Below are 14061 nucleotides of genomic sequence, written 5' to 3'. Positions count from 1 at the left end.
TGGCACGTGGGGATGCGGCCCACCGCGAGAATGCCGAAGTTGACCCCGCGCAGCCGGATCATGATCGGCAGTGCACTCGCCGTGATCGGGTTGCTGCTGGTCGGGCCGCGCCTGATCGACGGCTACGTCGACTGGCTGTGGTTCGGAGAATTGGGCTACCGGTCCGTTTTCGTCACCACCTTGCTGACCCGGCTGATCGCCTTCGTGGTGGTCGGCCTGGCCGTCGGCGGCATCGTGTTCGCCGCCCTGGCGATCGCCTTCCGGGCGCGGCCGGTGTTCGTGCCCAGCAACGGCGCCAACGACCCGGTGGCGCGTTATCGCACCGCGGTGTTGTCGCGGCTGCGACTGTTCGCGTTCGGGATACCGACGGGGATCGGCCTGCTGGCCGGCATCGTCGCGCAGAGCTACTGGGTGCGTATCCAGTTGTTCCTGCATGGCGCTGAGTTCGGGATCACCGATCCGCAGTTCGGCAAGGACCTCGGCTTCTACGCCTTCGACCTGCCGTTCTACCGGCTGGTGGTCGGGCTGCTATTGGTGACGGTCTTCCTGGCCGCCATCGCGAACCTGGCGACGCACTACATCTTCGGTGGCATCCGGTTGTCCGGCCGGGCCGGCGCGCTGAGCCGCCCGGCGCGTATCCAGGTGGTCAGCCTGATCGGCACCCTGGTGTTGCTCAAGGCCGCCGCCTACTGGCTGGACCGCTACGAGTTGCTCAGTCATACCCGCACCGGCAAGCCGTTCACCGGCGCCGGCTACACCGATATCAATGCGGTGCTGCCCGCCAAGATGATCCTGCTGGCGATCGCGCTGATCTGCGCGATCGCGGTGTTCTCTGCGGTTGTGCTGCGCGACTTGCAGATTCCGGCGATCGGTCTGGTGCTGCTGCTGCTGTCGTCGGTGGTCATCGGTGCGGGCTGGCCGTTGCTCGTGGAACAGTTCAGCGTCAAGCCCAACGCGGCGCAGAAGGAGAGCGAGTACATCTCCCGCTCGATCGCCGCTACCCGCCATGCCTACGGGCTGACCGAGGACGTGGTCACCTACCGCGACTACAGCGGCGACGCACGTGCGACGGCCGCGCAGGTCGGCGCCGACGTCGCCACCACCTCCAACATCCGGTTGCTGGACCCGACCATCGTCAGTCCCGCCTTCACCCAGTTCCAGCAGGGCAAGAACTTCTACTTCTTCCCCGACCAGCTCACCATCGACCGCTATCGCGACGACGAGGGCCAACTGCGCGACTACGTCGTCGCCGCCCGGGAACTCAACCCCGCCCGGCTGATCGACAACCAGCGCGACTGGATCAACCGGCACACCGTCTACACCCACGGCAACGGGTTCATCGCCTCGCCGGCCAACACCGTGCGCGGGATCGCCAACGACCCCAACCAGAACGGCGGCTATCCGGAGTTTTTGGCCAACGTCGTCGGTGCCAACGGCACCGTGGTCTCCGCCGGCCCGGCCCAGCTCGATCAGCCGCGCGTCTACTACGGCCCGGTGATCGCCGATGCCGTCGCCGACTACGCGATCGTCGGGCGCAACGGTCCCGACCGCGAATACGACTACGAGACCAACACCGAGACGAAGAACTACACCTACACCGGTGAGGGCGGTGTCAGCATCGGAAACTGGTTGGCCCGCAGCGTGTTCGCCGCCAAGTTCGCCGAACGCAATTTCTTGTTCTCGACGGTGATCGGCTCGGAGAGCAAGATCCTGTTCAACCGCGACCCGGCCGGCCGGGTGCAGGCGGTGGCGCCGTGGCTGACCACCGATTCGACCGTGTACCCCGCGATCGTCAACAAGCGGCTGGTGTGGATCATCGACGGCTACACCACGTTGGACAACTACCCCTACTCGGAACTGACGTCGCTGTCGTCGGCGACCATGGACTCCAAAGAGGTGGAGTTCAACCGGCTGCTGCCCGACCGGCGGGTGTCCTACATCCGCAACTCGGTGAAGGCGACCGTCGACGCTTATGACGGAACGGTGAACCTGTACGCCCAGGACGAGCAGGACCCGGTGCTGCAGGCCTGGATGAAGGTGTTCCCCGGGACGGTCAAGCCCAAGGCGGAGATCTCCACCGAACTCGCCGAACATCTGCGCTACCCCGAAGACCTGTTCAAGGTGCAGCGGATGCTGCTGGCCAAATACCACGTCAACGACCCGATCACGTTCTTCTCGACGTCGGACTTCTGGGATGTGCCGCTGGACCCCAACCCGACCGCCAGCAGTTTCCAGCCGCCGTACTACATCGTTGCGAAAAACCTTGTCAAGGAAGACGGTTCGGCTTCCTATCAGCTGACCAGCGCGATGAACCGGTTCAAGCGCGACTACCTGGCCGCCTACATCTCCGCCAGCTCCGATCCCGACACCTACGGCAAGATCACGGTGCTGACCATCCCCGGTCAGGTCAACGGGCCCAAGCTGGCCAACAACGCGATCACCACCGACACCGCGGTCAGTCAGGACCTCGGTGTGATCGGGCGCGACAACCAGAACCGCATCCGGTGGGGCAACCTGCTGACGCTTCCGGTGGCCCAGGGCGGGCTGCTCTACGTCGAGCCGGTCTACGCCTCGCCGGGCTCCAGCGACGCCGCGTCGTCGTATCCGCGGCTGATCCGGGTGGCGATGATGTACAACGACAAGATCGGCTACGGGCCGACGGTCTCCGACGCGTTGACCGGCCTGTTCGGGCCCGGCGCCAGCGCGGCGGCGACCGACATCGCGCCCACCGACGGTGGCGCGCCGGCCGCCAAGCCGGAGGGCCCCACCCCGCCGGCTGCTGCGGCGGTACCGGCACCGACGCCGCCGGCCGGAAGCGTCGAACTGTCTTCGGCCAAGGCCGCAGCACTGCGTGAGATCGACGCCGCGATCGCCGCGCTACGCGACACCCAGCACAAGGGTGACTTCGCCGCCTACGGTGCCGCGCTGCAGCGCCTTGACGACGCCGTGGAGAAGTTCAACAACACCAAGTAGTCGCGCCCCTGCCGCGCTCTGACTCACTCAGGCATCGAAGAGCACGGCGTGCATCAGCGTGCGTACGCACGCCTGCGGGTAGGCGCGGTCCGCGGCCGGTGAGCCCGCCGAATCCGTTTCGGGCCGGTCGTAGCGCACCAGTCGGCCGATGTCGACGACCAGGCCCATGGCGGCGTGAACCAGGAACCGCGCGCCGGTCGCGGTGAGTTCCGGGCGCACCGCGGCGAGCAACCGGACCCAGGAGTCGATCGTCGACCGCTGCACGTTGCGCAGCGCCTGCTGATCGGCCGGGTTGAGATTGACCCGTTCGCTGTAGTAGATCGAGGCCAGCTCCGGGTTGGCGAACGAGGTGGCGACGTAGGCGTCGACCAGTTGAGTCAGCGCCTCCCGCGGTTCGGGCCGGTCACTGTTGACCCGGGACAGTTCGGCGGAAAGCCGGTCCGAGGAACGCCGCAGCGCGGTGCTGAGGATGTCGGCCTTGCCCGGGAAATAGCGGTAGATCCCGGCGACGCGCACGCCGGCCACCGCGGCGATCTGCGCCATCGCGGTTTCTGCGTAGCCGTGCTCGTGGAACAGCATCATCGAGGCGTGTAGCAGCGCCTCGTAGGTCCCGGCATCGGGGGAAAAGATCCGCCATGCGGGCGCGCCCGGCGCGAAATCGTCTGCGGTGGGCAACTCGGCGTTCAGCAAGGCCGACGATGCCCTGCTCAGCACATCCTTGATGTCTTCTGCCGGGGCGCGCACGCGATGGTCGGCGATCCCGCCGGCCACGCTGAGCAGCCCGGCCGACAGCATCCGCAGCTGCAACGACGTCGCCGTGGGACGTAGCGCGGCCAGCGGCGCCTGCAGGCGGCGGTTGACGAGCCGGAGCTGCTCGACCAGCCGGGTCTCGTCCGCCTCCCGCAGGTAGCGTGACTGCCATCGGTAGAGGCCACCGGATTCCCGATTGCGCAGGGCGACATCGATCAGGGCCTGTACCAGTTGGTCCAGTGCCGCCTCGTCGGCGGGTTCGGCCGTCGGGTCGAAGGCCAGGTCGGTGGCGTCGACCAACTGCTGGCTCAACGCCAGTACGGCGTCGCGGAACAGGTCGTACTTGCTGGCGTAGTGCCGGTACAGAGCGGGAGCCGAGATGCCGACCTCCCCGGCGATGGCCTCCAATCTGACCGAGTGATAACCGAGAGCGCTGAAGGCCTCGGCGGCTGCCCGGGCGATCTGATCCTTGCGGTCCTTGGGGCGCCGCCGGACGGTGGGCGCTACCTCAGAAAGATGTTGAGTCAACGGAAATCTCGTCTCACGTCGGCCGGGACGGCGTAGTGTGCCGGGACGGCTCGTCGCCCTCGCGGTCGCTGCGCAGCGCAGCGCGTGCGCGCGCGTTCCAGTGGTGTCTGGGCGCCAGAGCCGACAGTCGAGCCAACCGGACGAACCGCCGCAGCGACCGCCGATCGGCGGCGGTGGCGGTGATCCCGGTCAGCTCCCGGGCATGCGGATGCTGTAACGCGCGGATGGCCGGGTGGGGGACCGTCCGCATCCACCAGTCGCCGGGGGTGAAAATCTGTTCCCGGTACGGTTCGAAGTGCGGCCCGGCGAATAGTTCTGTCCGGCAGTGGTTCTCGAAGTACTCGATGAACTCCGGCCAGGTCGGCGGCATCGACCGGCTCGATATGCCGTACCTGCGGTACCACAGGCAGCACTCGCCGTAGAGCTGCTCGTGTTCGTCCCGGTCCAGCGGCCGGATGAAGGTGTTGACCATGACAAACAGCGACTCTACGTAAGCGGCGTGCTGAAAATGGAAGATGTCGGGGCTCAGCGCATGATACTTCCGGCCGAGGCCGTCAACGCCCTTGACGTGCTCGTGGGAGAACCGCATCTGGGGGCTCAGGTCTGCCCCGGTGTAGACGTAGTTGACCGCCTGGGTGACGGTGCGCTTCTTGTGCAGCCAGATGCGGTCACGCATCAGCGCGTGCTCGGTGATGCCTGCGGCGATCCCCGGATGCAGCATCAACAGGCACACCGCCCTGGGCAACACGAACAGGTAGCGCCGGTCGGCCAGGACATGCCAGAGCATGCTGTCCCGGTCCAGGTTTCCCGCCGAAGGCGCCATGATCAGATCAGCGCCTTGCGTCGCCGGATCCGGTAGCGAACGTCGCCCATCAGCACCCGGTAGCTGAACGTGCGGATGAACCGGGGGATGAAACGGTTGACGAACGACACGAACAAGAACAGGTTCTCGAATTGGCGCTGTTCGGTTTTCGACCATTCGACGCCGAGCAACTCACGGAATCGCGGTGCGAGAAAGCCGATCGTCAAGAACCGCAGCAGTGGTCCGAACATCACCCGGAAGACCGGGTTGACCATCTTCAGATCGATCAGGCGCATCAGGTAGTCGCGGACGACGTCGTCGAGGTCCAGGGTCTGGCAGGTGGCGTTCCAGTAGGAGTCGAATTCGGCGCGGCTGGCCGGCCACTGGTCTTCGGTGACCTGCAACGTGGTGCCGAGCGGTCGTGCCTGCTGGTAGAAGTTCTCCGCCTGTTCCGGCGTCATCTTGCCGCGCAGCAGCTCGAAGGTGTCCTCGTAGAAGACGAACAGGCAGGCCGCGACCCACAGTTGCAGGTCGCGGTCGAAGGCGTTGTATTTGACCGGGCTGCTGTCGGTCGAGCGGACCTGCCGGTGTGCGACGTTGACGGCGTCGCGGTAGGCGGCGCGCTCGGAGTCGGTGCCCAGGATCGCCACGGCCATGTACTGTGCCGTGGTGCGCAGCCGCTTCCAGGGATGTTCCATCAGCGCACCGGATTCGACCCGGCTCTCGACGACGCCGTAGCCGATACCGGGCACGCTCAGCTGCATGACGACGTTGGCCGCGGCCGCGGCCGCTGACCAGAAGTCCAGCGCCTCGGTGATGTCGAGGAGCTCCTCGTCCCAGCGCGGGGTGTACTGGTCGACGTGAATGCGGGTCTCGGCGGTGGTCAGTTGCCGGTGTCCGGCCCGGTCCAGTTCACGGTCGTCGTCGTGACAGGTCGACATGTCAGCGTTCCTTTCAGGCGGCTAGGGATGGGCGAAGTACTGCGGTAGCTGAGCGAGCAGCCAGATCAGGCCGACCGCCCCGACGAGGGCACCGCAGGCCAGCACCGTGAGCACACCGGCGCGCAGCAGCCGGGCCTCCGGGGAGGCCAGGAGTCGCAGCATGCTGACGACCAGATCGATGAGCCGCACCAGAAGCATCATCGCAGCGACTCCCGGTGATGCGGTGGATGTCCGATCATGCTGTCCCTTCCGGATTCGTGGGTTTGCGCGCTAGCGAAGTCATGTTCCACCGTATTCGGGCCGCAGTGACCCCGACAGTGCCGTGAGCGGTACCCGGACGATCACCGCGCCGCCGTCCATGGACCACACCAGTCGGTCCGCCGGCTGCGGGTTCTCGCGCAGCATCGGGGCATCGGGCAGGTACAGGATCAGCTCCTCGGGTGACAGTGCGAAGGCCCGATAGCCGCCGGTGTAGCCGGGCCCGGCCGGGCCGGGCTGGAACTCCTCGACGGTGAACGGGTAGGTGTGGGGGGCGTGCGGCGGAGCGGCCGCATCCAGCGCCGCCGGCAGCACCGGCGCAGCGGCCGCGGGGATGACGCGCATCGGATCGACACCGGGCTTGAACAGCTCATCGAGAGTCAGTCGGCTGCCCTTGTCAGTATCGAAGACGAAGGTGCGATAGGCGTTGTTGGCCTGCATCCCGAAGGGCTCCAGGCACTCGTGGACGACGAGCGACTGCACGGCGCCGGGACCGGAGAAACTGTCGGAATAGGCGATCGCGCTGCTGTCTCGAATCGCCTCGGTGCCCGAAGCGCGCCAGCCGGTCATCAGCCGGTGGTAGAAGTCGCGCACGACCGGCCCGGTGCCGGGATGATCCAACAGCGGTTCGGGAAGCTCAAAAGCGATGTAGCGCTCGGCCTTTCGCGACGACACAACCAGTGTCGTGCACCGCCTGCCGTCCCAGGTCGCCTGCAGCTCGTCGCAGAAGCTCGGTGCCGAACCCGCAGCGACCGGTGCGCAGCCCAGCAGTGCGGCCACGGTGCTCGCCGCCATCGCCACGGCGGTCACCCGACCGGTGGCGGTCATCGCTGCAACTCCCCGGCGGTGACGTCGCTGACAAGCCAGCGGCCGGTCACCTTCTGCAAGGTGATCGCCATCGGGGTGACGTCGTCGGGCGGCTCGGCGGGGAGGCCTTTCGCGGCCGCGCTGGAGAAGCTCTGGCGAACGAACAGCAACACGGTGGCACTGCCGGCGTCAGCAGATTTCACCGCTGAATTGACGACGCTGCCGGTTGTGGTCACCTGGTTGGCCAGCAGCAGTGCCCGCAGATCCGAGCTCTGCTTGGCGTAGCGATCGTGGAACCCGCCGGTCGACCCGTCGAGGATGCTGGTGATCTGCTGGTCGATGGTGCCGGGATTGGCAGTCGTCAGGATCTCCGCGTACCGCGCCGCGGCTGCCAGTGCTTCGTCGGCGGCGACACCCGAGCGATGGTGCTGGTACAGCAGCCAACTCTGGCATCCCGTGAGCACGGCGACTGCGCACAGTGCGGCGACCGGCGCTGCCAGACGACGCAGCCGGCGAGGCCGGGGTGTGACCGCGGGCGACTCGACGTCGGTTTCTGCAACGGTGCTCATGTTGCCCTTCCGGTGCTCACACCAGATCGACTTCGCCGGCCAGCCAACGGCCGTCGACGAGGTCCATGGTCATCTGGATCCGGTTCCGGTCGATCCGTGGATCGGAGCGGACCGCGTTGGTGATGGACTGATCCACGAACAGCAACACCTCGACCCTGCTTCTGGTCGCCGACTTGACCGCCGCGTCGATGACGATGCCCTTTCCGGAGGCCTTGTTGTCGATCAGGACCTGGCGCAACTGTTGGGCGCCCAGGCTGTAGGCCTCCTTGAACCGGCCGGTTGCTCCGTCGATCGCCCGGGCGTAGTTGCCGTCGATGTCGGCGGTGTCCAGGGTGGTCAAGATGAGCGCGTAGTCCTTGGCCGCCGCCAAGGCGGCCTCGCCGGCGGCGGCGCGGGCGTCGACCTGGTGCAGGCGCCACCCCGCATACCCCGAATACGCCAGGGCCGCGATCAGCAGTACGACGGTCAGCGTGGCCGCTTTCCCACGCCGCCGCGCCGGTGCGGGCGCGGCGGGCTGGTCATCGGCGGCATCGTCGTTCGCCTCGGCGGGCGAATCATCATCGACGTGTTCAGCGAGCTGGTCGAAGACGTCGGGATCGGCTGCGTTTCCCATCGGGCTCGGCTTTCTTCTCAGTTGGGGATCCAGGCGGGCAGCGCTGGACCGCCGTCGGGGGTGGGCAAGGTGTAGGGCGGGTAGACCGGCGGTGGTTCCAGGGTCGCCAACGGGTCATGGCCGGCGGGTGGACCGGCGGTGTCGTCACCGGGTGGGCGTGGCGCGTTGCGGGCACCGCGAATCAGCAGCGACGGGTCGTCGTCGGGGCAGTAGGTGTAGCGGTAGGGAGCGGGGAAGTTCACTGCCGAGGGTGGCTTGCGGGGCAGGCCGTAGTCGCAACGGTGCCGGGGATACAGGTCTGCAATGACCCATATGCCGTCGTCGTGCACGGTGCCGGCCAGACGATCCACCAGCGAGCCGTGATCGGGGCGCCACAGATTCTGTAGGGCCGGCACGCGCAGGTAGAGGATCTGCGACAGGGTGGTCAAGTTGCCCAGCAGGGCGTAGACGTTCTCCCGGTTGTCGTCGATGAAACTGTCGACCTGGCCGAGTTCGGTGCCGCCGAGATCGACCAGGGTGCGGAAGCCGCCGTCCATCTTGTTGACGCCGCCGAGGATCTGTTGCAGGTCATTGCTGGTGCCGCCCAGGCCCGGGCTGACATCGCCGAAGGTGGTGAACGTGATCCGGGTGTTGCGCAGCATGCTGACGGTCTCGGGCAGGACGCCGTCCAGTGTCGAGGCCAACAGCACGGTGCCGTCCAACAGGGCGGACAGTTTCTTGGCACCCTCCGGGCCGACGCGGAGTTCGTCGAAGACGGCCGTCAGCTTCTCGGCATCGACCTGGCCGAGGGCGCCGCGGCTGTCGTCGATGATCTGCGGCAGCGACACCGGCACGCTGGTCTGTTCCTGGCCGATCAGCGATCCGTCGCTCAGATAGGGCCCGGTGTCGTGCTCGGGGCGGAAGTCCAGGTATTGCTCACCGGCGACCGACAGCCCCGATACCCGCACCCGGGCGTCACGCGGAATGGGGCGGTCGGCGCGAATTGCGACGACGGCTTGGGCCCCCGCCGCGGTCAGCTGTACATCGGTGACGCGGCCGATCGGGATACCGCGCAAGGTGACGTCCTGGTTGACCAGCAGCCCGCCGGATTGGCCGAGCAGCACCCGCACCGAGATCGTCTGCTGCGCCGGGTTGATCCCGACGCCGAAGATGGTCACATAGGCGGCCGCCACCACCGTGGTCAGCGCCAACCCCATGCCGGACAGCAGAATACGTCGCCGATAGCCGAACTGGACCAGCCAGACGGCGAGCCTGGCGACCAGGTCGAGGAGATCGAGGAAGGGTCTCATCGCTGCGGTCCGTAGATCCGGGACAGCAGCATGTTCCACTCGTAACGCAGGTCCCCGATCATCAGGTGCCAGTCGGTGCCGTCGGTCCAGTGGAATTCGGGGTCGCCCGGATAGTTCTTGTCGGGCCAGGGCGCCAGGGTGATCTTGTTGATCTCTCCTTTGACGTGGGCGGCGGGGCCGTTGAAGGTCTTCATCAGGATGCCCAGGAACCGGTTGAACGACATCAGCGACAGCTCGGGATCGACCGCGATGTCGTTGAACACCCGCGCCAGTTTGTTGATATCGGCGCTCACACTGCGGGTGTCGGTGCCTTGCAGCGACGGGAAGCGGGACAGCTGACGCGTGATCCGCGCACCGGTGTCGATCAGCTCGATCAAGTCGGAGGTGTTGTCGGAGACGACATTGAGGGCCGGCGCCAGCTGGGTCAGGGCAGCGTCGAAGGTGTCCTGGCGGGTCGACATCGCCGTTGCGAGTTCCGAGGATCTGCGCAGCGCCAGGTCCAACTGCTGCGACCGGGCGCTCATCCGGGAGAGCAGCGTCGCGGTCCGGTCCAACAGCAAGCCGAGTTTTTCACCACGCCCGCCGACCGCCTTGCCGGCACCGTTGAGCATGGACACCAGGTGGCGTACCGTCCCGCCGTTGACCAGCATCGCCATCGAGCTGATCAGTTCCTCGATGGTCGGCGCATTGGCGGTAGAGTCCAGCGGCAGCACGGAACCGTTGTGCAGCAGCGGAGCGTCGTCGGGCCGGTCCTTGTCGGGCCAGATCTGGACGAAGATGTCACCGAGCGGGGTGGCCGACCGCAGTTCGGCGGTGCTGCCGGCATATAACGGCACGGCCGATTTGATCCGCATCGTGATGTAGGCGTTGAAATCTTGCGCCCGAATCGATTCGACCTCACCGATCTGTGCGCCGTACAACCGCACCTTCGCCTTCTCGGGAAGATTCAGGGCGTCGGAGAAGACCGCGGTGATGGTGTAGTAGGGCCCGCCGCCGCCGGGTGCCGGCAGCGCCACGCTCTGCAGGTCCAGGCCGCAGCCGACCGTCAACAGTGCGGTGGCAATCGCCAGCGCCGCGCGGGCACCGCGTCTCAACCCCGCCGGCCGCCTCACGGCTGCTCACCGATCCCGTCCTGCATCAGGTCGAGCATGCTGCCCAGACCGAAGTCCGGCCCGTAATCCTGCAGCGTCCCGGTCGCGCACGCCAGCTGCTTCAGGCCCATCAAGTTGCAGATCTCTTTACCGAACTGACTGTTGAACAGGGTCTTACCGAGCAGCAGGTGGGATCGCAGACTGCCCGCGTTGTCATCGATGACGTTGTAGAAGTTGTCGATGAACAACGGTCCGACATCGAGGATCTCGCGCAGGTCGCGTTCGTTGTCGGTCAGGGTCGTGGCTACCGTGCGGACCGCGGTGAACGCGTCCCGCAGCCGTTCGGAGTTGCCTTCCAACAGCCGCGAGGTCTCGGCGAGCAGCCGATTGATCTTGGCTCCGGTGTTGCCGCCACCGAGGTTCTCGGCGGCCAGGATGTCGCTGAGCTGATGGATGTAGGAGCCGAATTCGCGTAGCGCGGCGTCGTTTCGCGACGCCGCTTCGCTGAGTTCGGCGACGCCTGTGATGATCGCCTGGATGGCCTTCTTGCTGTGTGCGCCCTTGTCCGCCCCCACTTGCAGGGCTTCGGAGAGCCGGCCCAGTGTCGCCTTGAGATCCGGGCCGTTCCCGACGGTGATCTTGGAGCCGAGCGCCACGAACTCGCCCAACGGGCCCTGGTTGTTCTCGTCGCCGCGCAACGCACTGCCCAGCTTGTGCATCATCGCCAGCGTCCGTTCGAATTCCACCGGCGTGCGGGTGCGTTCCAGGCTCAGCACATCCCCGTTGCGCAGCTTGGGCCCGCCGGTGTAGGCGGGGGTGAGCTCGACGTGGCGGTCGGTGAGCACCGAGGACGAGACGGTGACAGCTTCGACGTCGGCGGGAATATCGACGCTCGCGTCGATCGCGAGTTTGACCTCGACGTAGCCGCCCTTGGGGGTGATGCTGGTGACCTTGCCGACGTCCATTCCGAGCACCGACACCCCGTTACCGGTGTAAAGGCCGACGGCGTCTTCGAATTGGGCGGTCACCCGGATTTTGTGCAGCGCTATTCGCGGCAGGTCCGGGACGAGTTGCGGGGCGACCGCGGCGCCGGTGACGGCCAGCACTACCGCGGCCACACCGGCGAGTAGGTACAGCTTGACGGCGCGGCTCATTGGCAGTCCTTGAAGTACTCGACCAGGTTGAACTGGCGGGCACGTCCGCTCAGCGCGCACATCCAGGAGTCGACGAAGATGCCGGCCGGCAAGAAGACATCGGCTGCGTTGCCGCTGCCGGTGGCGTTGGCGAAGTTGCGCAAGGCCACCGGGGTGGACTGCAGGAAGCTGCGCAGCAACGCGTCGTGGTCGGCGGTCATCTGCATGAATTCACTGAAGTCGCGGATCATCTGGTTGAGGGCCGTCTCGTCGCCCAGGATCCCGTGGGCGCGATCGACCAGCAGGGTGGCGCTGGCGAACAGCTGTTGCACGGCCGCGCGCCGGGTGGCGATCTCACGCAGCACATCGCGGCCCTGCAGGACCAGGGCGCCGAGGTTGGCTCGCTGATCGCGCAGCATGGTGGTCAGTGTTTCGGTGTTGGTCAGCAGCGTGCCGAGTTGCTCGCGGCGGTCGGCGATGATGTCGGCCATCGCCTGCAGGTTGGTCAGCGCCTGCGGCAGTTCCTCGGCGACCCCACCGACGTTGGCGTTGAGCATGTTCAGGGAGTCGACGAACCGGTTGGCGTCCACCGGACCCAGGGTGCGTGTCGCCCCGGCGAGGGTGCGCTGCAGATCGTAGGGAACCTCGGTGTGCGCCAGGGAGATCGTGCGGTTCTCCAGCTGCCCGGTGCCCGCCGGTGACAGTTCCAGGTAGCGCGATCCCAGGATGGTGGTCAACTTGATCGCGGCGCGGGTGTCGGCGCCCAGTGGGATGCCGCGCTCGACGTTGAATCCGACGACGACGTGGTCACCGGCGAGCTTGACGCGTTCAACGGTGCCGACCTTGATGCCGGCGATGGTCACCACGGCGCCCGGGCGGATCTGGGCGGCCTGGGCGAATTCGCCGTCATAGCGGGTCTTCCCGATGCCCAGGCCGGAGTAGACGACGGTGGCCATCAGTACGGCGGCGATGACGACGATCGCGAACACGCCCATCCAGGGCCGGCTGAAGGACTCGATGGGGCGTTTGAGCGCGACGGGAATCAGGCTCATCGGCACGCCGCCGTGTGTTGGTGGGCGAGACCTTCGCCGGCGGTGGCGGCGCCGACGAACGACCGGAACCAGTGGAACAGACCGCGCCATAAGCCGAAGTCCAATTCGCAGGCGTAGACGTCGCTGTAGGTGCCGCTCTGGGTGACCCGGGCCAGCCCCTGCAGGACGTACGGCAGGTTCGCCGCCATGTAGGCGAACCGTTCGCGGCCGTCATTGACGCCGTAGTTGAGCAGACCGGGCTCGCGCCCGACGAACTCTTCGAGATCCGGGGCGATGTTGTCGACGATGGTGGACAACCGCGCCATGGTGGCATTGATCGAGCCCACCGAGTCGACCAGCGGTTCGCGGTGGTTCGCCAGCCGCACCAGGGTGTCGCGCGACTGACGGATCATCTTCTCCATGTTGGTGCTCTGGTTGGCCAAGTCGGTCATCAGCTGATCGAGGTTGGTGATGAGCGTGCTGAGCACTTCGTCGGGGCCGGCGAAGGTCTCGGCCAATTGCGAGGCCTGGGTGATCAGCGTCAGTATCGATGTCCGATTACCTTGCAGGGCAAGCACCGTCGCATTGCTGATGTTGTCGACCTGTTCGGGATCCAGCTCGGCGAACAGCGGCTCGAAGCCGTTGAGCATGTAGGAGACATCCAGCGACGGGTTGGTGCGTTCGAGCGGTATCTGGCCGTGATTGGGCAAGATGTCGCGGTTGTCGCCGGGGCCCTGGGCCAGGCCGAGGTAGCGCTGTCCGATGATGCTCTGATAGGTCACCGAGGCAATCGTGTTCTGGTAGAGCTGCTGGCTGCGTTGCACCCGGAACTGCACCTTGGCGGCGGTGCCGTGCAATTGCACCCGGTCGACCCGTCCGACGCGGACGCCGGCGACGCGTACGTCATCGCCCGGGGTCATTCCGGAGGCGTCGCTGAAGATCGCCGAGTAGGTGTAGGTCGGCCCGGTGATGTCGCGGCGCAACGTGTTGTAGACCATCCAGGTGACGGTCAGCGCGAAAGTGGTGAAGATGGCCATGCCGACCACCGACTTGCGACGAGCTCTCATCGGCCACCTTCCGTGGACAGCTGCACGGTGCTGCCGCGCAACAACGGGGCCAGCAACAGCACCGTGGGGGTATCGGCGCGTCCGGTGATGCGGCTGATCTGTTGCTTCTCCTGGGGGCTGCCGACCAGGCCGACGTTGCCGCCGATGACCGCGCCCTGGGGTGCGGCGGCGGGCGCAGGGGCGGGCGGTCCCGGCGCCGCACCCCAGGG

At 66.7% G+C, this 14061-nt stretch carries 13 protein-coding genes and 1 pseudogene; 1 reads left to right on the top strand and 13 read right to left on the bottom strand.

Annotation, left to right across the window (positions count from 1 at the left end; genetic code table 11):
* The first annotated feature begins 6 nt into the window (after window positions 1–6).
* The gene (locus AWC24_RS01415) at window positions 7–2973 is read left to right on the top strand and encodes a UPF0182 family protein (RefSeq protein WP_085081726.1); all 2967 of its coding nucleotides are present in this window, start codon (window positions 7–9) and stop codon (window positions 2971–2973) included.
* Window positions 2974–3000: 27 nt separating this feature from the next.
* Here AWC24_RS01415 and AWC24_RS01410 read toward each other — a convergent pair whose 3' ends face one another.
* The 13 genes and pseudogenes from AWC24_RS01410 to AWC24_RS01350 form a co-directional block, all read right to left on the bottom strand.
* Window positions 3001–4251 carry a TetR/AcrR family transcriptional regulator gene (locus tag AWC24_RS01410; protein WP_174813595.1) on the bottom strand — a complete coding sequence of 417 codons (1251 nt, stop codon included), beginning with the start codon at window positions 4249–4251 and terminating at the stop codon, window positions 3001–3003.
* A gap of 13 nt (window positions 4252–4264) precedes the next feature.
* Window positions 4265–5074: an oxygenase MpaB family protein gene (locus AWC24_RS01405; RefSeq protein ID WP_234807215.1), complete on the bottom strand. Its 810-nt coding sequence runs from the start codon at window positions 5072–5074 to the stop codon at window positions 4265–4267.
* Between the two features lie 2 nt (window positions 5075–5076).
* Window positions 5077–5994 (bottom strand): oxygenase MpaB family protein, encoded by a 918-nt coding sequence (locus AWC24_RS01400; RefSeq protein WP_085081725.1) that lies wholly within the window; start codon window positions 5992–5994, stop codon window positions 5077–5079.
* Between the two features lie 21 nt (window positions 5995–6015).
* On the bottom strand, window positions 6016–6195 hold the full coding sequence (locus AWC24_RS01395; RefSeq protein WP_085081724.1) for a hypothetical protein: 180 nt from the start codon (window positions 6193–6195) through the stop codon (window positions 6016–6018).
* A 78-nt stretch (window positions 6196–6273) separates the two neighbouring features.
* Window positions 6274–7080 (bottom strand): mannan-binding lectin, encoded by an 807-nt coding sequence (locus AWC24_RS01390; protein ID WP_085081723.1) that lies wholly within the window; start codon window positions 7078–7080, stop codon window positions 6274–6276.
* Window positions 7077–7628, bottom strand: a complete 552-nt coding sequence (locus AWC24_RS01385) for an Rv1363c family protein (RefSeq protein ID WP_085081722.1) — start codon at window positions 7626–7628, stop codon at window positions 7077–7079. Before AWC24_RS01385 ends, AWC24_RS01390 begins: the two co-directional genes overlap by 4 nt.
* 16 nt (window positions 7629–7644) lie before the next feature.
* Complete coding sequence (locus tag AWC24_RS01380) at window positions 7645–8241, bottom strand: Rv1363c family protein (RefSeq protein ID WP_085081721.1); 597 nt, start codon at window positions 8239–8241, stop codon at window positions 7645–7647.
* A gap of 17 nt (window positions 8242–8258) precedes the next feature.
* Entirely contained in the window at window positions 8259–9530 is a 1272-nt protein-coding gene (locus tag AWC24_RS01375; protein WP_085081720.1) for an MlaD family protein, read from the bottom strand.
* A complete protein-coding gene (locus tag AWC24_RS01370) occupies window positions 9527–10642 on the bottom strand; it encodes an MlaD family protein (RefSeq protein WP_085081719.1) in 1116 nt (371 codons plus the stop codon). Before AWC24_RS01370 ends, AWC24_RS01375 begins: the two co-directional genes overlap by 4 nt.
* A complete protein-coding gene (locus AWC24_RS01365) occupies window positions 10639–11775 on the bottom strand; it encodes an MCE family protein (RefSeq protein ID WP_085081718.1) in 1137 nt (378 codons plus the stop codon). The genes AWC24_RS01370 and AWC24_RS01365 overlap by 4 nt, the downstream gene beginning before the upstream one ends.
* Window positions 11772–12806: an MCE family protein gene (locus AWC24_RS01360; RefSeq protein ID WP_085081764.1), complete on the bottom strand. Its 1035-nt coding sequence runs from the start codon at window positions 12804–12806 to the stop codon at window positions 11772–11774. The genes AWC24_RS01365 and AWC24_RS01360 overlap by 4 nt, the downstream gene beginning before the upstream one ends.
* The gene (locus AWC24_RS01355; RefSeq protein ID WP_234807214.1) at window positions 12803–13852 is read right to left on the bottom strand and encodes an MlaD family protein; all 1050 of its coding nucleotides are present in this window, start codon (window positions 13850–13852) and stop codon (window positions 12803–12805) included. Before AWC24_RS01355 ends, AWC24_RS01360 begins: the two co-directional genes overlap by 4 nt.
* Window positions 13849–14061 (bottom strand): annotated as a pseudogene (locus AWC24_RS01350) (MlaD family protein); the annotation flags it as partial. The pseudogene AWC24_RS01350 and the gene AWC24_RS01355, both read right to left, overlap by 4 nt.

This window comes from Mycolicibacter senuensis, from assembly GCF_002101885.1.
In the GTDB taxonomy this organism is placed as follows: domain Bacteria; phylum Actinomycetota; class Actinomycetes; order Mycobacteriales; family Mycobacteriaceae; genus Mycobacterium; species Mycobacterium senuense.
Note: the sequence above shows the minus strand (reverse complement) of the source record. Positions and strands in the feature narration are given on the sequence as shown.